Raw genomic sequence first — 21,387 nt, forward strand, 5'->3', positions numbered from 1 at the left:
GTCTGTATGCTTTATGATAAATTGATGTCAAAAGTAAAGTTTCTTAATCGAAAAAGGTAAATCGTATCATATATTACGGCTTTGAACAGCAAAAAGAACATGGACGAAGGAAAAATTAAAAATGAGTTCGGTGCAATACCGAACTCATTATACTCGCGGCACAGTTTGGGAAATTAAAAAAATACCCTCTGAACTCATAACATACTCTTGATCAGCAAACTGAGAGCTTAAGTGACTATGAGTAGCCATGATAATAGTCGTTTCATTCTCACATAGCCTTTTAAAAAGGTTAAACACTAACATCGTTGTATCGTCATCCAATGATCCAGTGGGCTCATCTGCTATTAACAATTGAGGCTTTTTAATAAGTGCTCTAATGACCCCTACCCGTTGCCTTTCTCCCCCAGATAGCTTGTCGATTTTCTTATCAAGTAAATGATTAATTTTTAAACACGCACTCAGCTCATCACTATACGCCATGGTTTGCTTTTTATCATATTTACCTAATAATAACGGAGCTACTATATTTTCTCGAACTGTGAGGTTGCGTATCATTGGATTGTATTGTGAAATGTATCCGATTTGACTGCCTCTTATATTCGAAAGTTCGTTAAGATTTTGCTCATGCATTTTTATACTATCCATAACATACTGACCACTATCTGCTTTTTCAAGTCCAGCTAATATATTTAGAAGCGTGCTTTTACCGACACCGCTTGGCCCTTTTATAGAGATGAATTGATTGTTGGCAACTTCTAAATGAATGTTGTTTAATACCATTTTTTCTTTATACGCTTTTACTATGTTAACTAATGAGATAAAGTTTATAATTTTAATCACCCTTTAACTTTTCAATGACATTCGTTGTTGCTAATAAGTTATTCACTAACCTATAAACAACGACATTGAATAACAACCAAACCAAGAACCCCGCAATTATTAAAATGGATATAATCGAAATGTCTTGCATAAATAGAACGGTGCACAACAATGCCAATCCTATACTCATGCCATTGAGGATTGAAAATTCAAGTTGGATATTTTTTTTGATTTTATAATTTGTAACACCACTCATAATGAACACTAAATACGTATCGAATTGTCTTTTTATAAAGCTTTTCACGAACAAATAGAAAGCACACAAAATAAAAATAAATACAACGCCCGATATTGTAAAAATAAGTGTTTGATTGGTATCAATCATTTTATATAAGAGATCAACTGATAACGAATTTGCACCAATAATTTGATAATTAGTGAAATTCGTAACTTTTCCTATCTCTCCAATTTCCTTTCTTACTTCAAGCGCGTTTAAGTTGGTCATTAAATGACCACCCATTTTACTTAAAAGAAGTGCCCTAAAGAATACTTCATCTACCTGCGTTTTTCGTAACAATTCAGAAGGCTGTTCAGAAAGCGACATGGAAGGTAATAGAATATAACGATTGAGTACTTGCTGCGGTTCATTATCAGTGAAAATAAATGAATTTTCCTTTGCAAAGCCTACTACTCGCCCTACAAATTTTTCAAAATAATGATGAATCTCTAATTGATCATGCAGCTTATAGTATTGACGATAATCAGAGCCAAGAATAACAGGTATTTCCTTTCTTCCTGCTACATAGACATAAGCGGAATCATCAAAGTACTGTCCTTCGATTAGTTCAACGACATTATAATCGAATACAGATTTAGTCACTTGCATCGATTTAGTGGTTTGATAAAACGCACCTTCGTGCTCATATATATTATTAAAGCCACTTTCATAATAAGCGGAGAACTTCTCATCAGGGGGATATTGTTTTAGGCCTATTGGCTGATATACGGCATTATAAAAGACCACTTTATTATTTTTAAATACCCCATTATTAAAATCATTGAGAATATCATAGTTTTTTACATCTTTGAAAAATTCAATTTCTCTTTCACCTATTAAATCATCCGAAATCTGATAGATGTTGTAGTTATGAAATTTACTTGCTGAACGTATTTCTATTTTTGAAATGTTTAGATTCACTAACAGCACAAATAAAACGACAGAAAATAGAAATGAAAGAAGCCCTGTTAACACCACAAACAATTTTTTATTTTTCATTAATAGTCTAGTTGTATTCAAAATGATCTTACTCCTTTTTTAATCAAGGACTTTGTTACAAGTAGACAGGCAAAAAAATATCCTATACATGTAATGAACATATAGAAAACAGATACGTAGTACCAATGATTCCCCCAAATCGAAGTGACGTGGTTAACCGCTATTAATAATATAGATTCCAATAACATTATTACGAATAGCGCAATAAATTCTGATTTAAAAACTTTAACAAATATGATTTGCCATTTCCCGCCTGCTAAATACAATATTTGAAAAATTGATTTTTTACTTTGAATTGAATAATGGATTGTAACAGCTTGAGCAATAATAACAAACAGTAAAGAAATGAGTAAGAACCCTTTTAAAAGAACATTTGACTTCAATATGGCAGTTCCTCTATCCTCATTTTCAAGAAGCTTATAACTCGTATTAGGGAACATTTTTTGCATCAATTTATATGGATTTCCACTTTCTACATTGAGAATAAACTTTGTTCCATTTTGCAAGTTGATTTGTTGAGACTCTGATATATACCACGCCTCCCTATTCAAATAAGAGCCAGGTGTGGCAAATTGGCCAATAACGAGGCTTCTCATATTTTTTGAAAGGGCCCCTTCAGGAAAAACAGTACCTGTAATGATATAGTCTGTTGCTAGTGGTGGTTTGTTATAGTTTATAGGTGGCAACTTTACCGATTTGTTAATATAGATATATTTTAATTTCGGATCGTCTAGTTTATATTGCATTAACAAATAGGGCTCTTCTAAGTTGATGTCGAGGGAAGACTCATCTGTATTGATAATGAATTCAACAGCGTTTTTATTGATATAGCCATTGTTAATCATATTGGTATAGCTAACAGAGTCCATACTATAAAGCAAGGCAGCGGCACTAGCAAACAATAGTGAAGTTAGTAGCACAAATTTGCTGGATACTAAATATTTTTTCATCACGTTATACCTTTATTGCAAGAAAGAGATAATCAATTGATTATCTCTTCATATATGTTATTTTCCATAGTACGTTTTCGCAACCCAGTCTAAGTCGCCAGGGTGCCAACCGCTAATTGCTTGTGTTGTACCGAAACCCCATACACGGCCGCTATCTGCTTCTGCACGACCCGAAATAGCAGATTCGTAACGAGCTCTCGAATAATGGTATACACCTGGCCAAGTCGTGTCTGCAATGACCCGCTCATAAACTGCTGAACCTCTTCTAGTATAATCTTTCGTTGCGCTATGTATCGGGTTACCAGTAGCAAATGAGGAAATATCACTATCTTGTCGTAAAGTAAAATAGCCCGTATCTTCACTCCACCCACCATAAATCGTTGGGTCATCTAGTGTTACTGCATTTGCAGAAGATAAAATTGTGCCGCTTAAACTTAATGTAAGTGCACCTACCAACATCCATTTTGTAGTTTTCAAAGTAAACACCCCTTGATTCACGAAATAAATTTGATAATTTTCAATAATATAATAAATCTCGATATATTTATTTGTCAATATTCAAAATTAAATAAAAATTGATAGTTTTACACTAAGATATTTGTTCAAGCATTTATGTAAATCAGTTACTGCTTCTCCGATTTGTCCTGCAAAAGTAACCTCTATTTTCAAACAAAATAAAAAAGCACAACAAGGTTTAATACCTAGTTGTGCTTAGCAATCTTATTTATCTTCAGATACGAATGGAAGTAATCCCATAATACGAGAAACTTTGATAGCTGAAGTTAATTTACGTTGGTACTTAGCGCTAGTGCCAGTTACGCGACGTGGTAAGATTTTACCGCGTTCAGAGATGAATTTTTTAAGTAAATCCACATCTTTATAATCGATATGCGTAATGTTATTAGATGTAAAATAGCAAACTTTACGGCGTTTGCGGCCTCCGCGACGTGGTGCCATAGTGATGTCTCCTCCTTATAAGTTTATAGTTTTTGTAGATGGAAGATTAGAATGGAAGATCGTCTTCTGATACTTCAATTGGTCCCTTGCTGTTAGCAAATGGATCTTCATCTACTCGTGTATAGTTCGGCTGATTCATTGGTGGTTGATTTTGCTGATAAGAATTACCGCCGCCAAATGAACCTTGCTGAGGCATCGCGCCACCATACTGTTGTTGTGGTTGACCACCGCCATATGACGGTTGGCTATTTGCGTAAGATTGTCCACCGTATTGGTTTGATGCAGGAGCACCTCCACCACTACGAGGCTCTAAAAACTGTACGCTATCTGCCACAACATCAGTTGTATATACACGCTTACCATCTTGTCCTTCAAAGCTACCTGTTTGGATACGACCTTCTACTCCAATCAAACTTCCTTTTTTCATGAAGTTCGCTAAGTTTTCAGCCTGTTTACGCCAAGCAACGCAGCTAATGAAATCTGCTTCTTTTTCACCTTGTTGGTTTGAGAATGTACGATTTACAGCTACTGTAAATCGAGTAGACGCAATACCATTCGGTGTGTAGCGCAGCTCAGGGTCTTTTGTTAGTCTTCCAACTAATACGACACGATTTATCATCAGAATGCAACCTCCTTTTCAGCATTTTGTTTAAAATTATTTTGCTTCTTCGCGTACTGCAATGTGACGAATGATATCTTCGCTGATGTTAGCAAGACGTGTGTATTCGTTGATTGCTTCTGAAGGAGCGTTTACTTTTACGATTTGGTAGTAACCTTCGCGGAAGTCTTGAATCTCGTAAGCTAAGCGGCGTTTGCCCCACTCTTTTGCTTCGATGACTTCAGCACCGTTAGAAGTTAAGATTTCGTTGAAACGTTCAACTAAAGCTTTCTTCGCTTCGTCTTCAATGTTTGGACGTACAATGTACATTAATTCGTATTTTCTCATCTGTTTACACCTCCTTATGGACTCAGGCTCTCCTGTTTACAGGGAGCAAGGAGTAAGCAATAAATATTACTCACATCAATGAATTGTAACACATTGGCATCTTTCTTTCAAGTCGCAATCAAATAATTCATTCGATATAATAAAGATCATAATTAATTTTATAAAGGAGAACTATTTCTATGCTACCAGATCAAGAACCTAATGTAATTGAATTAGATATGAAAAAGCTAATGATGGATAGTGTCGTTATTACTAGTGGTCTCTCTATATTATTTATTGCCATACAATATATTTGTCTAAAAGATTTTCAATTTTCGTTATGGAGTATGCTAAGTGGATTTGTCCTTTTTGTCATACTCTATATTGTGCTTATCGTTTTGCATGAGGCTTTTCATTTAATAGGGTTTATGATTTTTGGGGGTGTGCCCTACAAATCATTAAAATACGGTGTTAATTTAGAGCTTGGTATTGCCTACGCAACCACTGACCAGCTCCTCCCTAATCATGCTATGAAAAAAGCGTTGCTATTACCATTTTGGACAACTGGTATTGTACCAACCATTGCAGGTTTTTACTTTAACAGCACTGTTTTATTACTTGCTGGTGCCTTTTTAATAGCTGGAGCAGTCGGAGATTTTGCCATGTATAAGGAATTAAGGAAATATCCAAAAAACGCCCTTATACAGGACGATCCTCAGTTACCAAAGCTTTATGTTTATTCTCCACCAAAAAAGAAACTATCTCAAAAATAAACGCTTCTTTCTATCCTTATGGTGTTAAAAATCCATGTTGTGCAGCTGTACATAAATTTCTCCAAATTCGATTAATGGTCGCTGTTTCAATAATAGCGTCCATTCCAAGACTCCGAATGATATTGTTTGCAATATCCACACATACAGCTGCACTTTCCTTGCTCATTTGGGTAAATTGCTGAAGTTCTTGTTCTGTCAGTACAACCCCAAGCTTATGTTTTTGCCAATAGTCCGTTAGCATAGAATAAAATTGTTCTTCCACCTGTAAAAAGCGCTTTTTTTGCTGCATAAATAAAAATTGAAGTGCACCCACACGTTCACTATAAGTAGACTTCTTATTTTTTTGCTCCATTAGGGAAAAGGCTTCATCTAAAAAATTTTCTGTAATCCCTAGACAAACACTTAAAAAAGACGCTTCTGCAAAAGCAGTGAACGGAAAACTATGGACGACATTATTATAACTATTTTTACTAATGCCTAATTGGAATGTTTTATCAAACGGTATCCATACATCTTGAACACGAATCGTATGGCTTGCTGTAGCCTTTAAACCCATTGCTTGCCAGTCATTTATGATTTCCACTTGCTCACGGTTGACCGCGCAACTAATGATTTTATCTGTCATCTTGCCATCTTCTTTAATAAAACAATTCATTGTAAAGGTTGTAGCATAGTCAGCACCACTGCAAAACTTCCATTGCCCTGTTACGATATAGCCTCCATCCTTTTTTATGGCCGTACCGTTAGGATAGCCACTGCCCGCTATTACAGCATCACTTGGTGAAAAAATCTTTTCTCCTATTTCTTGATTTAACGTAGGAATAAACAGATTACCGCCTGTTCCAATGGTCACAAGCCATCCAAAGTTCCCATCAATAGCAGACATACGCTGAAACACTTTGATCCCTTCGATTAAATCTAAATCTTTCCCACCTAATTCCTTGGCAATAAACAGTTTAAATAGTTGTTGCTCGTAAATAACCTCTAATATATCTTGTGGTAACTTCCCTAACTGTTCGATTTCTAAAGCACGTTCTTTTATTTCTAATATGTTCATAATATCCCCCTGTGGAAATTGAAAATTCTGATATTATATAACCAAAAATAGGCTTTTCCAAACGTCACAATACTACGCTAGGAGAAGCCTATTATGTTTGTTTATTTATTAGCGTAAAACTGCTTAATCCTCTCACAGGTAAGTCAATAGAAAAGCACTCGTTTACGATGCAACTTTCACATTACCTATGGTAGCACAGCGAATTCTATTTAGACGTTAAAGCGGAATAACATAATATCGCCGTCTTGTACAATATATTCTTTCCCTTCAAGACGTACTTTACCCGCTTCTTTCGCAGCAGCTTGGGAGCCTGCCTCTACTAAATCATTGAAAGCAACCGTTTCTGCTCGAATAAATCCACGCTCAAAGTCAGTATGAATGACACCAGCACATTGTGGTGCTTTCATGCCTTTACGGAATGTCCATGCACGTACTTCTTGTACCCCAGCAGTGAAGTAAGTAGCAAGACCTAGTAAATCATAAGAAGTACGGATTAGCTGATCTAATCCTGATTCTTTAATGCCTAATTCCTCTAGGAACATTGCTTTTTCTTCATCGTCAAGCTCTGAAATTTCTTCTTCGATTTTTGCACAAATTGTAATGACTTGAGCACCCTCAGCCGCTGCATATTCACGTACCTTTTGAACATATTCATTATTATCTGCATCTGCAACTTCGTCTTCAGACACATTTGCAACATACAGCATTGGTTTAATTGTTAATAGGTGAAGACCTTTAATAACTTTTAACTCGTCTTCTGATAGCTCGGCTGCACGAGCAGGTCGGCCGTTTTCTAATTCAGCTTTGATTTTAAGAAGAATCGGTTCTTCAACCATCGCTTCTTTATCTTTTTGCTTCGCCATTTTGCTTACACGTTGTATACGTTTTTCAACTGATTCTAAATCAGCAAGAGCAAGCTCTAAATTAATGACTTCAATATCATCAATCGGATCTACTGCGCCCGATACGTGAGTAATATTTTCGTCTACAAAGCAGCGTACTACTTGGCAAATTGCATCAACTTCACGGATATGTGCAAGGAATTTGTTCCCTAGACCTTCACCTTTAGAAGCGCCTTTTACAATCCCTGCAATATCAGTAAATTCGAATGCTGTAGGGACTGTCTTTTTCGGTACTACTAATTCTGTAAGTTTATCTAAACGTGCATCTGGTACTTCAACGATTCCTACGTTTGGATCGATTGTTGCGAATGGATAGTTTGCAGCTAAAGCGCCCGCTTTTGTAATTGCGTTAAATAGTGTTGATTTACCGACGTTAGGTAATCCAACAATTCCAGCTGTTAATGCCATAAATGGACACAACCTTTCTATAATCAGTTCAATTTTGTTGTTTTTATCCCGTATTTTAGGTGCTAAAATTCTTACTTCCAACAGTAAGTCCGTGTAAGCTGTATAAGCAGTTACAGACCAACATTCATTACTTCGTCTTAGCCGATGTGACGCTCTTAGTCTAAATTCCGTCCATAAATCAGTAAGATGGAAGTAAACTACACACAATTCATTACGCCCCCACGTAATGGCGTCCAGATTTTTGCGAACCTGCTCGAAAATCATTTCTAAAAATCTGTAACATTCGCTTAGGGCATTGAACATGATTCAAGCGAGGTTAGATTCCTCAATGAATGTAAGTGCATAGGTAATATTCATCCCTTTAAGGACGTGTGAAGCAAGTTAGAGATTTCTGTATAACCCTATCTATTATATTGATTCGCCCATAAAAAGTCTAATACGCAAAAAGCTAGGCTTCATTTGCATGCTTCAGAACCTTTTTCATTTTTTTCTCAAATTCTCTACGTGGAATCATTACACTGTGTTGACATCCTTCACATTTAATGCGCACATCCGCTCCCATACGAATAATTTTCCACTCATTTGTGCCGCAAGGATGTTGTTTTTTCATTTCGACAATATCATTTAAATCGAACTTTTTCGCTTCCATCTTATTCACTACTCCCATCTTCTTTTCCACTTCCACCATATAACATCATTTTAGGTTATGCCATAGGAATATTATGTTCTTCAAATAGTTTTGTAACATCACGACGAATAGTACGTGCCACGCCATATTGTTGTTGTGGTAATGTCTCTGCGGCGATGCGAATCGTTACCTCTTTACCTTTTACATTTTGTACACCTAAAAAGGTAGGTACTGCCACAAGCTCTTTATGATTTTCTTGAAGAGATTTTAAATATTGCTTAATAAGCATTTCCGCTTTTTCAAAATCTGCATCGATAGTCATTTGTAAATCTATAAAAATTTTCGAGTTATTGATAGAGTAATTGATCACTTCTCCTATTGAACCATTTGGAATTATAAATTGCTCACCAGTAGAACCTTTAATTTTCGTAGTACGTAACCCTATTTCTACAACTGTTCCTTCTGCTGCATTTATTTTAATATAATCCCCTACACCAAATTGGTCTTCAAAAATAATAAAGAATCCTGTAATGACATCCTTCACTAAGCTTTGTGCACCAAAACCAATTGCTAAGCCGACAATCCCTGCTCCTGCAAGTAAACCAGCGACTTTAATATTCAGCGAAGAAAGGATAGCTATAATAGCTGAAAAATAGACAACGTAGGAAATAACACTTTGTAATAATCTTGCAATTGTTCGTTGCCGACGCTCTGAGTGATTTAATGGTGAGCGCATGCGTATTAAGAATACTTTTTTAATAAATTTTTTACCTAATCGTACTGCTAACCACGATGCAATAAGGATTATCGTAATCTCAAAGGTTGCATCTATGACTTGATCCCAAAATGTTTCGGACGTCAGTGTTTCCCATTTTTTCTTAATAAATCTAGCGTTAAAATCCATTATTACCACCTCTTGAATAACTTGTTAAAAATTTGCGTATACTGCATAAAAATTGAGCACTTCCTCCAAATAAAAATGAAAGTGAGTTTTTTTATGAATACTATATCTAATTTAGTACTACCCTATTCTCTTCATCATGAAAGTAAAAATGCCGTATGGCAATTGAGTACATTATTTTTAGAGTATATCCCTTTCCATCATGAACGTCTTGTTTTTTGCTGTATCGGAAGTGACCGTTGTACTGGCGATACACTTGGACCTTTAACAGGTAGCTTTTTGAATAAGTCTGTTAGTTTTCCCTATGAAGTTGTTGGAACTTTAGAAGATCCATTGCATGCGCTCAACTTAGATACGAGAATACAGCAGTTACATCATCATACTACGAAACCTTTTATTATTGCGATTGACGCATGTCTCGGTAGTGAACAAAATGTTGGTCATATTGCTGTGCAAGATGGACCAATATTGCCTGGAAAAGCTGTAAAAAAAGAATTGCCCCCAATCGGTGACATTTCCGTTAAAGGAATCGTCAATATTGGAGGCTTTATGGAGATGCTTGTTTTACAAAATACTAGGTTGCATATATCTTACGCAATGGCTGAAAAGCTTTCAAGAGCCTTACTGCTTGCTGCACATCGTTACTCATTGAAAAGGATAGATGATGGCAACCATAATACCGACAACGACGATACCCGGCAACAAGTTGGCAGCCTTGATCTTTGTTAAGCCAGCTATATTTAAACCGATTGCTAAAATCATCACACCACCTACAGAAGTCATTTCTGTAATAAACATTTGTAATGCATCATCTGGAATATAAACGCTGATAACACCTGCAAAAATAGCAATAATCCCTTGATAAATAAATACTGGAACGGCTGATAATAGTACGCCAATACCTAAAGTAGAAGCTAAAATAATAGATGTAAATCCATCAATAATGCCTTTTGTTATGAGGACGTTATGGTCCTGACGCAGACCGCTATCGAGTGCACCTATTATCGCCATTGATCCAACAACAAATATTAATGAAGCTGTGACAAACCCTTCTGCAATATTAATTTGATTGTCGCTTTTACGCTTTTTACTAAAAAGGGATTCTACCCACTGTCCAAGTCGATTCATTTGCTTATCTAAATCTAGCCATTCACCTATTACTGTTCCTACTACTAAACTTACCACTAAAATTATAAAATTATTACTCTCAAAGCCCATTTTTATCCCTAATAACGCGACAGATAAGCCAATAATTGATAATACAGAAGCTTTCATTGACTCAGGAATATTTTTAAAAATGCGTCCTACCAATGCGCCTACTACGATCAGTAGTGCATTAATTAATGCTCCTAAAATAACCACAAAAAGGCCTTCCTTCTCTCTAAAAAATAGAGAGCGCCTAGTATGTTGGCGCTCTAATTTACATTAATGGTCCATTAATCATCTTCTTGAATGTTTAATATTTCCAAAATACGTTCTAAGTCATCTTCTGAGTAAAATTCGATTTCAATTTTACCTTTATTATTTGCTTTTTTAATTTGGACATTAGTACCAAAATAATCTCTCAATTGAGATTCCTTCGCTACAACAAAAATATCCTTCTTCTTCGGCTGCGATGTTTCACGTGAAACTTCTTCATTTAAATTTTGCACTAAAATTTCAACTTGGCGAACGTTCAAGCCTTGCTTTATAATCTTGAGCGCAATTTCTGGAATTCTTCTTTTATTTTTCAACCCAAGTAATGCACGTCCTTGCCCCATTGATAATGTACCGTCATTCATTAATGCACGAACATCCTCTGGCAATGCTAATAATCGAACGTGATTGGCAATGTGTGGCCTACTTTTACCTAATCGCTTGGATAGCTCCTCTTGTGTTAAGTGCAAGTTTTCCATTAAACTTTGATATGCTTCAGCCTCTTCAATAACTGTTAAATCTTCACGCTGAAGGTTTTCTAATATTGCCAGTTCCATCATTTGTGAGTCTGTTAGCTCTTTCACAATCGCTGGTATTATATCTAGCCCAGCCATTTGCGCTGCTCTAAAACGACGCTCGCCCGCAACAATTTCATATTTCCTAGCTTTTTTTCGTACAGCAATTGGTTGTAAAATACCATGTTCATGAATCGAATCTGCTAATTCTTGCAATGCTTCTTCATCAAATATTTTACGAGGCTGAAATGGATTTGCGACGATTAGCTGTAGCTGTATTTCTTCTACTTGTCCGCTTTGTTCTAACGATTCTCCTGGAAATAGAGCACCAATACCTTTTCCTAAACCTTTAGCCATTTTTTATCACTTCCCTCGCCATCTCTAAATAAACTTCAGCTCCTCTTGATTTTGCATCGTAAATGATAATAGGCTGTCCATGACTCGGAGCCTCACTTAATCGTACATTACGAGGAATGATTGTTTTATATACTTTATCTTGAAAATATTTTTTTACTTCATCAATTACTTGTAAACCTAAATTAGTTCTTGCATCAAGCATTGTTAATAATACACCATCAATATATAGTTGCTGATTCAAATGTTTTTGCACTAAACGTACAGTTGACAATAATTGACTTAAACCTTCTAATGCATAATATTCGCATTGCACAGGAATAATTAATGCGTCTGATGCCGTTAATGCATTAATCGTTAAAAGCCCAAGTGATGGTGGACAATCAATAATAATATAGTCATAGTCCTCTTTCACATCTTGAAGTGCATGCTTTAAACGTACTTCCCTAGAAATCGTTGATACTAATTCAATCTCTGCCCCCGCTAGTGAAATGGTAGCAGGAACGATTGATAGATTTTCTACATTTGTTTGTTGAACAACATTTTCAACATTTTCGTCATCAATTAGGACATCATAAATACAACTTTGTATTTCACCTTTATTAATGCCAAGTCCACTTGTTGTATTGCCCTGTGGATCTGTATCAATTAATAGCACTTTTTTCCCTAAGTATGCCAGACAAGCGCTCAAATTGACCGATGTCGTTGTTTTCCCTACGCCACCCTTTTGATTGGCGATTGCTATAATTCTACCCATTTAAAAGCACCTGCTTTCATCCATCAAAGTTTGCTTTGACAAATCCATTTGTAAAATCATTGTTCAATACCGCTATCTTAATTATCATTCTATCAAAAAAAACGAATAGAGTTGTATAAAATATTAAGAATATATACAAAAAAGGAGGCATCTTAGAAATAATTCTAAGATCCTCCTCTATACAGAAGATATAGTACAGTGAAAAATACTTTTTTAGTATAATTAAATATTCATTAAGATTTCTTCTTTTTAGGGATTTTCACTGTAATTTGATAATATTCCTCGGTATCCTCTTCCTCTGTTTTAACCGTTATTCCACTTTTCGTCACCATTGATAGCGATTGCTTAATTGTATTCAAGGCAATACGAACATCTTTACTAATTGCTTTCCTTTTTGGCTTTACCTTTTTAGGCATATCTTCTTCTTGATCTACCACTTCAGGATGTAGCAATGTATGAATGTGCTCTTCTAACTGGCGCACATTCCAATCATTTTCAATTGTTCCTTGTAAAATTTCTAATTGCAACGGTTGATCTTTAATTGCAATTAGTGCACGGGCATGTCTTTCAGAAATTTGACGCTTTAAAATAGCTTGCTGCACTTCTTCAGGAAGCTTTAATAAACGTAATTTATTGGCTACCGTGGATTGTCCTTTTCCTAAACGTTGAGCCAGTGCTTCTTGTGTCAGTTCATGAAGCTCTAATAATTTTTGGTAGGCTACCGCTTCTTCAATTGCCGTTAACTCTTCACGTTGAAGGTTTTCAATTAATGCAATTGATGCTGTTTCCTTATCCGTTAAATTTCGTACAATCGCAGGAACTTCCGTCCATTGTAGCTTTTTCATTGCTCGATAACGACGCTCACCTGCAATGATTTCATATTGATTGTTTGCTGTGCTACGTACAACAATTGGTTGAATTACACCATGAGTATGAATGGTTCTTGATAATTCTTCAATTTTTTCGTCATCAAAAATAGTACGTGGCTGAAAACGGTTTGGTACAATTTGATCGATTGGAAGCTTAATGACCTCTTCTGTTGTACGAACCGCCTCTGCTTGTTCTACTTCATTTTCCACAATAGGCTCTGCTTTATTTCCGCCTCCAAAAAAACGTGAAAAAGGACTTTTCATCCAATTGGCACCACCTTTAAGTAACTATCTTGCTCTGTCTCATTCTATTATTATTTATTATATTTCCTAAAATGTATATAGTTCATAGATGTCATTTGCGTGAACCATCCATAACTAGTATGTATGCTCAAACTAGAGAAAATATTTTTCCAGTTTGAGAAGTTTCACATGAAACACTAATTATTGAATAGGTGTTTTATTTGGTACACCAGGTTTACGCGGGTATTTTTTTGGTGTTCCTTTTATTTTATCAAAAACATATAAAGTACGTTCACTTTCTTCAACAGGTAGAGAGAAAGAATATTCTTCTTTTAGTGAAACACCTAAAGTAACCAATGCTTTTTTTGCATCTTTTAATTCTTCAGGACCTGCAGAAGCCTTTAATGCAACAAAATAACCGCCCTGTTTTGCCAATGGCACACATAATTCTGATAGTACAGACAAGCGAGCTACTGCACGGGCTGTCACAACATCAAATTGCTCACGATATTTTACATTTTGACCGAATTCCTCTGCGCGAGCATGGACAAAATGCATATGATCTAACTGTAATTCATCACTTAAATGATTTAAAAATGTAATTCGTTTATTTAAAGAATCTACAATTGTTACTTGTAAATGTGGGAAGCAGATTTTAATCGGAATACTTGGGAAGCCCGCTCCTGCTCCTACATCACAAACTGTCGTTACCTTTGTAAAATCAAAATAAAACGAGGCACTAATTGAATCATAGAAATGTTTTAAATAGACGCCTTCAAAATCTGTAATAGCCGTTAGGTTCATCTTTTCATTCCACTCGACAAGCAGCTCGAAATACTTTTTGAACTGTGCAACTTGCTTTTCAGAAAGCTCAATGCCCTTGTCCTTCAATGCCTCAATAAATTGTTGTTCGTTCATGTAAGGTCTCCTTTTAAAAAATGGCTCAGTATTGTCTAAATGGTGATTGTCATGCCGAATAGGGGGCAATCAACCTTGAGTCATAACATAGCCTAAAAATAGGAAGCGGGCACAATGGTATGCCCGCCTCTTATTCACTTTGCTGTTACTCTATTATTCGCCACTTACACGCGCGATTTTTCCTTGTTCAATGTAGACAAGTAAAATCGAAATGTCTGCAGGGTTTACACCAGAAATTCGAGACGCCTGTGCAATAGAAAGTGGTGTAACTTGTTTTAATTTTTGGCGTGCTTCTGTTGCAAGACCTGAAATGGCGTCATAATCAATGTTTTCTGGAATTTTTTTATTTTCCATTTTATGAAGCTTTTCAACTTGTTGCAATGCCTTTTCAATATACCCTTCATATTTTAGCTGAATTTCGATTTGCTCTTTTACTTCATCCGAAAGTTCAATATCCGTTGGTATTAATGAAGAGACTAAATCATAGTGCATTTCCGTACGTTTTAATAAATCTGCTCCACGGATTCCATCTTTTAGCTCGCTACCGCCTACAGAGCGAATGGCAGATTGCGTTGCTTCGTTCGGTTTAATAATGACTTCACGAAGGCGGGCAATTTCATTTTCTATTAATGCCTTTTTCTCCATGAATTTTTCATATCGTTGCTGTGATAACATGCCCATTTTATAACCGTGTTCGACTAAGCGTAAATCTGCATTATCATGACGCAATAGTAATCGATATTCGGCACGAGACGTTAGAAGACGATAAGGCTCATTCGTACCCTTCGTTACTAAATCATCGATTAATACACCTATATAAGCTTCTGAACGGCTTAAAATCAGTTCTTCTTTACCAAGGACGTTGGCAGCAGCATTCATCCCTGCCATCAAACCTTGAGCAGCAGCTTCTTCATAGCCAGATGTTCCATTAATTTGTCCTGCTGTATATAAGCCTTTAATGCGTTTTGTTTCTAAAGTTGGCCATAATTGTGTTGGCACAATGGCATCGTACTCAATAGCATAGCCTGCTCGCATCATTTCAGCTTGTTCTAATCCTGGAATTGATTTTAGTAAACGTTGTTGCACATGCTCAGGTAAGCTTGTCGATAAACCTTGTACATAAACTTCTCTTGTATTGCGACCTTCTGGCTCTAAAAAGATTTGGTGGCGTGGTTTATCATTAAATCGCACGACTTTATCTTCAATTGAAGGACAATAGCGCGGGCCAGTTCCTTTAATCATACCTGAGTACATCGGTGAAAGATGTAAATTGGCTTCAATAATTTCATGTGTTTGAAGGCTTGTATATGTTAACCAACATGGAAGTTGATCCATGATGAATTCCGTTGTTTCAAAACTAAATGCCCGTGGGACATCATCACCTGGTTGTATTTCTGTTTTAGAATAATCAATTGTACGGCTATTTACACGAGGTGGTGTTCCTGTTTTAAAACGTACAAGGTCAAAACCTAATTCTTTTAAATTATCCGCTAAGCGAATGGAAGGCTGTTGGTTATTCGGGCCACTTGAATATTTCATATCGCCAATAATAATTTCACCACGTAGGAAAGTACCTGTTGTAACGATTACTGCGTCGGCACGATAAATGGCGCCGATTTGTGTAATAACCCCTTTTACTTCGCCTTCTTCGATAATTAACTCTTCCACCATAGCTTGGTGAATCGTTAAGTTTTCATTTTCTTCTAACACGCGTTTCATTTCGTGTTGATATAGTACTTTGTCCGCTTGTGCACGTAATGCACGTACAGCTGGACCTTTCCCTGTATTTAACATACGCATTTGAATATGCGTTTTATCAATAACTTTCCCCATGACTCCACCTAGTGCGTCAATTTCACGTACGACAATCCCTTTTGCAGGACCACCAATGGATGGGTTACATGGCATAAATGCAATCATATCTAAGTTGATTGTTAACATAAGCGTGTTAGCGCCCATTTTAGCAGCAGCATACGCAGCTTCTGCGCCTGCATGACCTGCTCCAATAACAATCACATCAAACGTGCCTGCCTCATATTGTGTTGGCATGCTCGTATCTTCCCTTCTCTAGTAGAATTATTTTCCTAAACAGAACTGCGAAAATAGTTGATTTATTAAGCTTTCTTGCACTGTATCCCCAATAATTTCACCAAGTATTTCCCAAGTTCTTGTAACATCTATTTGCACCATATCAACTGGTATTCCAGCCTGTGCTCCAGCTAATGCGTCCTCTACGGTCGCTTGCGCTTGGTGGAGTAATGCAATATGTCGTGCATTTGATACATATGTTAAATCGCCCGCTTCAATTTGCCCCTCGAAGAATAATGCAGCAATTGCTTCCTCTAATTCTGTTATTCCTTCTTCTTGTAAAAGTGATGTTGTCACAATACGATGACTACCTGCTAATTCTTTTACACGAGCTAAATCGATTTTTTGCGGTAAATCTGTCTTATTGACAATGACGATATAATCCATCGCCTCAATTGTTTCGAATAAGCGCTCATCCTCAATCGTTAATTCATCCGCATAGTTTAATACGAATAAAATTAAATCTGCGCTTTGTAACGCCTCACGAGAACGTTCCACACCAATTCGTTCCACAATATCTTCTGTTTCACGTATACCAGCAGTATCCACTAAACGAAGAGGTACACCACGGACATTTACGTACTCTTCTATAATATCACGAGTTGTACCTGCTATATCTGTCACAATCGCTTTATTTTCTTGCACTAAACTATTTAGAAGTGAAGATTTCCCTACATTCGGTCGTCCTAAAATAACAGTCGATAAGCCTTCACGTAAAATTTTGCCCTGAGATGACGTTTGTAAAAGTTTAATAATTTCATTGCGCACCCATGTACATTTTTCAAGCAATACGGGCACTGTCATTTCTTCTACATCATCATACTCTGGATAATCTATATTAACCTCTACTTGCGCTAATGTCTCTAGCAATGCTTGGCGTAAATCACCGATGAGGCGAGATAATTTTCCATCCATTTGACCAAGCGCTACATTCATCGCTCGATCTGTTTTTGCTCGAATTAAATCCATCACCGCTTCGGCCTGCGATAAATCAATACGACCATTTAAAAATGCACGTTTTGTAAATTCACCTGGCTCTGCAAGTCTTGCACCATTCGTTAATACTAATTTTAATACTCGATTAACTGATACAAGTCCTCCGTGACAATTGATCTCTATTACATCCTCACGCGTGAACGTTTTCGGTCCTCGCATGAACGATAGCATAACTTCTTCTACTACCTCGTTTGTTTTAGGATCTACTAAGTGTCCATAATGAATTGTATGTGAAGCCTGCTTCGTTAAACTTTTCCCACCAGGCGATTTAAATATTTTATCTGCAATGGCTACCGCTTCATCTCCACTTAATCGAACTATAGCAATAGCACCTTCACCCATAGGTGTGGATATCGCAGCAATTGTATCGAACTCCATTTTACTACCTCCTCAACGTTATCCACATGTGGATAATTAAAACCGATCAACACTTTCTAACATCTTAGACTAACATATTTTCGTTAAAATCTAAAGTAAGGACCATTTCCAATTGTGGATAAGCTAACATTTATTTATCGTTCAACATTTTTCACTGTGAAACGCAATAAATGACATGTTATGACTTGTTTTATTGCCACACATAATGATTCGTTTATACGACATAAAAAACGGCCACTTTATCATAGATAAAATGACCGTTTTTTCCATAGCATATGTCTGTATGCCTTTTCGTAAAGAGAGCTTAAGCCTTCTTTACTGGTTCGATAACTAAATAGCGATTCGGTTCTGTCCCTTCTGAATATGTTTCAATATCGAGACGATTCGCTAATTGATTATGAATAATTTTTCTTTCGTATGACTGCATCGGCTCAAATGCCACACGTTGATTTAAACGAAGTGCCTTATCAGCCATACGATCTGCCAGTTGCTCTAAGGCTACCTGGCGACGTTCTCGGTAGTTTTCAACGTCTAATTTAACCATCAGGAACTGTTTAGCCGTTTTATTTAATACAAGTTGTGTTAATTGCTGTAAGGAATTTAACGTTTGACCACGTTTCCCTATCAGCAGCGCTGCTTTCTCACTATTCAATTGAAACAGCACATATTTGCCTTCGCGCTTTGTTTCAATGTTTAGATCTTGAATGTCCAATTGCTCAGCTATACTTACTAGGTAAGCTTTTGCCTCTTCGATCGGATTTATAGAGTGATCTTCTTCCTCTTTTTTTACTTCTGTAACTACTTGTTGAATAGCTTCGATGTCCATTGGTTGTTCTGAAACTTGTGAAATTAATTTTTCAACGTCATCCACTACCTTTTGTTCGTTCAATTGCTCAGTAGCTGCCTCACCTTGCTCAGCTACGATGGGCATTTCCGTAGTTGGACGAACTTGTACTTCCTTTACAGTCACACGCACTTCTGCAGAACGTGCTCCAAAACCTAAAAATCCTTTTTTACCTTCTTGTAAAACTTCAACATCTACTTGTTCACGGGTTTTGCCAAGTTTCTGTAACGCCAATGAGATCGCTTCTTGTGTTGTTGCGCCTATTTGCGTAAGTTGTTTCACTTTTTAGCCCCTCCATTTTGAGCAGGTTGTGTTTTATTTTTTTGCCAAGGTTTATAAATATACAGGTTTTGAAGAATCGAGATAATGTTCCCGATTACCCAATATAGTGATAATGCAGCTGGTAACGCCATACCAAAACCAATAATCATGAATGGCATAATATACATCATTATTTTCATTTGAGGGTTATCCATTGCTGGGCCCGTACGTAAAACGAAAAATTGCATGATACCAGCAATTATTGCCAAAGCAGGTGCAGATTCTGCTAATGGGAAGATAAAGAAATTTCCTAAATCAAAAGCAGGTGTAGCATTCATTCGGCTAATCGCATGGTAGAAACCAATTAAAATTGGCATTTGAATGACTACTGGTAAACATCCAGCAACTGGGTTTACACCGGATTCACTCATCAGCTTCATCATTTCTTGCTGATATTGTTTCTGTGTTTGTGCATCCTTAGAAGCATACTTCTTCTGCAATTCCTTCAATTTCGGCTGAATTTCTTGCATTTTTTTAGAGCTCTTCGTTTGTTTAATCATCAATGGAAGAATCGCTAAACGAATAATAATTGTTACCGCAATAATCCCCCATGCATAAGTACCAAGTAAATCAGCAAAATATTTAATTGCTGATACTAGCGGCCAAACAATGAATTCATTCCAGAAGCCTTGGCTTTCTTTGGATATTGGTTCATTAAATTCTGTACATCCAGATAGTAGTAATGCTACTGATACTAGCGACAAAATTACCCAAAGTTGTTTCTTCAACCGTCTTCCCCCTACAATTACTATTCACTTTTCTTAAATCTATATGCGTTGTCTTTATTCAATTTTATTATGGAAAGAATAAAGTTATCAGTTATTTTATCATGCAAATTAGCTTTCACTCTACTAAATATGCCAATTATTATAGGCTCATGCAGTAAAGTGTTTACTTAATTTACATAAGTTATCGTGGAATCTTTTATAAGTGTACTTTATCGCCACTTTGGTTGCCGTATATATTACGATTTCTTTAAAACTCTAGCAATTCGTAGTACATGCTGCAAACTTTGTTTCACTTCATGAAAATCCATAGTGGCCGCCGGATGTCTGGCGATAATAACATAGTCCATATTCGGCTTTAGTTCATCTTTTAATTCATGAACGCTTTGTCGAATATAACGTTTAATTTGGTTGCGTGTTACCGCATTACCAAGTTTTTTACTAACTGATAAACCTACGCGAAATTCTGCTTGTCCCTCTTTCGGTAAAAAATAAACGACAAACTGTCGATTCGCGAAAGATTTACCCTTTTTAAACACCTTTTGAAAATCCTCATTCTTTTTCACTCGTTGGCGTTTTTTCATTACTTTCACCTGCTACTAAATTATACTTTTGATCCTTATCGGCTTCAAAAAATAAAGAAAAAAAAGACCACTGATGTGGCTCAGTGGACTTATTTTATGCTGATAAAACTTTTCTTCCTTTACGACGACGAGCAGCAAGAACTTTGCGACCGTTTTTCGTGCTCATACGTGCGCGGAAACCGTGAACTTTGCTGTGCTTACGTTTCTTTGGTTGGTAAGTACGTTTCATTGTATATAGACACCTCCTGAATGAAAGTTGAATTTTTCAACATACAGACCTGCATATTATATAAAGTAAACGGCTATTTTGTCAATGAATTTTATAAAATTCTTTTAAACCATATAATCTATATTTTTAATTTCCCTCTTTTAAATTATCCACAGAATACTTGTTTTTTTTACACAGACTTGTGTATAGTATTTTTTGCCGCATTTTTTATCCACAACTGTTATCTACAGCTTTTTCACATAAGCAGTGCTTGTGGACAACTCGAAAGTGAGTAAATCAAGGTTATGTGGATAAGTTTCATAAACTATTGAAATAGCTTTGTTTTTCTGATACGATTACTGTGCTTCACTTTGTTGAAAACTAAAACGAACTATTCTTTTATCCACAACTGTTGATATGCTGTGGATAATTTTTATCACAGCCTTTGGTTAAGTCTTATCCACAGCTTGTGATTTTGTGGATTAGTCGTAAAATGAACGTATTTACTTATCACATAAATGCACTATCTTTTTTTATTGCTGTATATGTATTGAACTGTAAAGGAGAATAGCAGC

Annotated in this window: 24 protein-coding genes; 2 read left to right on the plus strand and 22 right to left on the minus strand. The window is 36.3% G+C overall.

The features are described 5' to 3' along the window. Nucleotides 1-147: 147 nt before the first annotated feature. The 7 genes from FH508_RS23780 to rpsF form a co-directional block, all read right to left on the minus strand. The gene (locus tag FH508_RS23780) at nt 148-840 is read right to left on the minus strand and encodes an ABC transporter ATP-binding protein (protein WP_228134212.1); all 693 of its coding nucleotides are present in this window, start codon (nt 838-840) and stop codon (nt 148-150) included. After that, entirely contained in the window at nt 833-2,116 is a 1,284-nt protein-coding gene (locus tag FH508_RS23785; RefSeq protein WP_173479146.1) for a hypothetical protein, read from the minus strand. Before FH508_RS23785 ends, FH508_RS23780 begins: the two co-directional genes overlap by 8 nt. Continuing rightward, on the minus strand, nt 2,113-3,045 hold the full coding sequence (locus FH508_RS23790) for a hypothetical protein (protein WP_173479145.1): 933 nt from the start codon (nt 3,043-3,045) through the stop codon (nt 2,113-2,115). Before FH508_RS23790 ends, FH508_RS23785 begins: the two co-directional genes overlap by 4 nt. 57 nt (nt 3,046-3,102) lie before the next feature. Then, nucleotides 3,103-3,522, minus strand: a complete 420-nt coding sequence (locus tag FH508_RS23795; protein WP_173479144.1) for a hypothetical protein — start codon at nt 3,520-3,522, stop codon at nt 3,103-3,105. 243 nt (nt 3,523-3,765) lie between these two features. Then, entirely contained in the window at nt 3,766-4,002 is a 237-nt protein-coding gene (gene rpsR, locus FH508_RS23800; protein WP_024364646.1) for a 30S ribosomal protein S18, read from the minus strand. Between the two features lie 46 nt (nt 4,003-4,048). Further along, on the minus strand, nt 4,049-4,621 hold the full coding sequence (ssb, locus tag FH508_RS23805) for a single-stranded DNA-binding protein (RefSeq protein ID WP_173479143.1): 573 nt from the start codon (nt 4,619-4,621) through the stop codon (nt 4,049-4,051). 36 nt (nt 4,622-4,657) lie between these two features. After that, on the minus strand, nt 4,658-4,948 hold the full coding sequence (gene rpsF / locus FH508_RS23810) for a 30S ribosomal protein S6 (RefSeq protein ID WP_024364644.1): 291 nt from the start codon (nt 4,946-4,948) through the stop codon (nt 4,658-4,660). A 179-nt stretch (nt 4,949-5,127) separates the two neighbouring features. Here rpsF and FH508_RS23815 point away from each other — a divergent pair, with 179 nt between their 5' ends. Further along, nucleotides 5,128-5,700: a DUF3267 domain-containing protein gene (locus tag FH508_RS23815; RefSeq protein ID WP_173479142.1), complete on the plus strand. Its 573-nt coding sequence runs from the start codon at nt 5,128-5,130 to the stop codon at nt 5,698-5,700. A 16-nt stretch (nt 5,701-5,716) separates the two neighbouring features. On the opposite strand, the gene FH508_RS23820 is transcribed toward FH508_RS23815, so the two are convergent. From FH508_RS23820 to FH508_RS23835, 4 genes are all read right to left on the minus strand, one after another. Then, nucleotides 5,717-6,757 carry an acyl-CoA dehydrogenase family protein gene (locus tag FH508_RS23820; RefSeq protein WP_173479141.1) on the minus strand — a complete coding sequence of 347 codons (1,041 nt, stop codon included), beginning with the start codon at nt 6,755-6,757 and terminating at the stop codon, nt 5,717-5,719. A 209-nt stretch (nt 6,758-6,966) separates the two neighbouring features. Further along, nucleotides 6,967-8,067, minus strand: coding sequence for a redox-regulated ATPase YchF (gene ychF / locus FH508_RS23825; RefSeq protein WP_173479266.1), 1,101 nt, complete (start codon nt 8,065-8,067; stop codon nt 6,967-6,969). 448 nt (nt 8,068-8,515) lie between these two features. Continuing rightward, on the minus strand, nt 8,516-8,716 hold the full coding sequence (locus FH508_RS23830) for a DUF951 domain-containing protein (RefSeq protein WP_173479265.1): 201 nt from the start codon (nt 8,714-8,716) through the stop codon (nt 8,516-8,518). 55 nt (nt 8,717-8,771) lie between these two features. Next, entirely contained in the window at nt 8,772-9,599 is an 828-nt protein-coding gene (locus FH508_RS23835) for a mechanosensitive ion channel family protein (RefSeq protein ID WP_173479140.1), read from the minus strand. Between the two features lie 93 nt (nt 9,600-9,692). On the opposite strand from FH508_RS23835, the gene yyaC reads away from it, so the two are divergent. Next, nucleotides 9,693-10,325 carry a spore protease YyaC gene (yyaC, locus tag FH508_RS23840; RefSeq protein ID WP_173479139.1) on the plus strand — a complete coding sequence of 211 codons (633 nt, stop codon included), beginning with the start codon at nt 9,693-9,695 and terminating at the stop codon, nt 10,323-10,325. Here yyaC and FH508_RS23845 read toward each other — a convergent pair. The 11 genes from FH508_RS23845 to rpmH form a co-directional block, all read right to left on the minus strand. Beyond that, on the minus strand, nt 10,242-10,958 hold the full coding sequence (locus tag FH508_RS23845) for a DUF554 domain-containing protein (protein WP_173479138.1): 717 nt from the start codon (nt 10,956-10,958) through the stop codon (nt 10,242-10,244). The genes yyaC and FH508_RS23845 overlap by 84 nt on opposite strands. A gap of 74 nt (nt 10,959-11,032) precedes the next feature. Continuing rightward, the gene (locus FH508_RS23850; protein WP_173479137.1) at nt 11,033-11,884 is read right to left on the minus strand and encodes a ParB/RepB/Spo0J family partition protein; all 852 of its coding nucleotides are present in this window, start codon (nt 11,882-11,884) and stop codon (nt 11,033-11,035) included. After that, nucleotides 11,877-12,638: a ParA family protein gene (locus tag FH508_RS23855; RefSeq protein WP_173479136.1), complete on the minus strand. Its 762-nt coding sequence runs from the start codon at nt 12,636-12,638 to the stop codon at nt 11,877-11,879. The genes FH508_RS23850 and FH508_RS23855 overlap by 8 nt, the downstream gene beginning before the upstream one ends. Nucleotides 12,639-12,871: 233 nt before the next feature. Beyond that, nucleotides 12,872-13,771, minus strand: a complete 900-nt coding sequence (gene noc / locus FH508_RS23860; RefSeq protein WP_173479135.1) for a nucleoid occlusion protein — start codon at nt 13,769-13,771, stop codon at nt 12,872-12,874. Between the two features lie 180 nt (nt 13,772-13,951). Further along, entirely contained in the window at nt 13,952-14,668 is a 717-nt protein-coding gene (gene rsmG / locus FH508_RS23865; RefSeq protein ID WP_173479134.1) for a 16S rRNA (guanine(527)-N(7))-methyltransferase RsmG, read from the minus strand. A 153-nt stretch (nt 14,669-14,821) separates the two neighbouring features. After that, on the minus strand, nt 14,822-16,717 hold the full coding sequence (mnmG, locus tag FH508_RS23870) for a tRNA uridine-5-carboxymethylaminomethyl(34) synthesis enzyme MnmG (RefSeq protein ID WP_173479133.1): 1,896 nt from the start codon (nt 16,715-16,717) through the stop codon (nt 14,822-14,824). A 27-nt stretch (nt 16,718-16,744) separates the two neighbouring features. Further along, nucleotides 16,745-18,130 (minus strand): tRNA uridine-5-carboxymethylaminomethyl(34) synthesis GTPase MnmE, encoded by a 1,386-nt coding sequence (gene mnmE, locus FH508_RS23875; RefSeq protein ID WP_173479132.1) that lies wholly within the window; start codon nt 18,128-18,130, stop codon nt 16,745-16,747. Between the two features lie 304 nt (nt 18,131-18,434). Further along, complete coding sequence (gene jag / locus FH508_RS23880) at nt 18,435-19,256, minus strand: RNA-binding cell elongation regulator Jag/EloR (protein ID WP_173479131.1); 822 nt, start codon at nt 19,254-19,256, stop codon at nt 18,435-18,437. Next, nucleotides 19,253-20,023, minus strand: coding sequence for a membrane protein insertase YidC (yidC, locus tag FH508_RS23885; protein WP_173479130.1), 771 nt, complete (start codon nt 20,021-20,023; stop codon nt 19,253-19,255). Before yidC ends, jag begins: the two co-directional genes overlap by 4 nt. A gap of 236 nt (nt 20,024-20,259) precedes the next feature. Then, nucleotides 20,260-20,604 (minus strand): ribonuclease P protein component, encoded by a 345-nt coding sequence (rnpA, locus tag FH508_RS23890; RefSeq protein WP_173479129.1) that lies wholly within the window; start codon nt 20,602-20,604, stop codon nt 20,260-20,262. Between the two features lie 94 nt (nt 20,605-20,698). After that, a complete protein-coding gene (rpmH, locus tag FH508_RS23895) occupies nt 20,699-20,833 on the minus strand; it encodes a 50S ribosomal protein L34 (RefSeq protein WP_004233310.1) in 135 nt (44 codons plus the stop codon). Nucleotides 20,834-21,387 lie beyond the last annotated feature (554 nt).

The sequence above is a fragment of the Lysinibacillus sp. CD3-6 genome (assembly GCF_006351725.2).
In the GTDB taxonomy this organism is placed as follows: Bacteria; Bacillota; Bacilli; order Bacillales_A; family Planococcaceae; genus Lysinibacillus.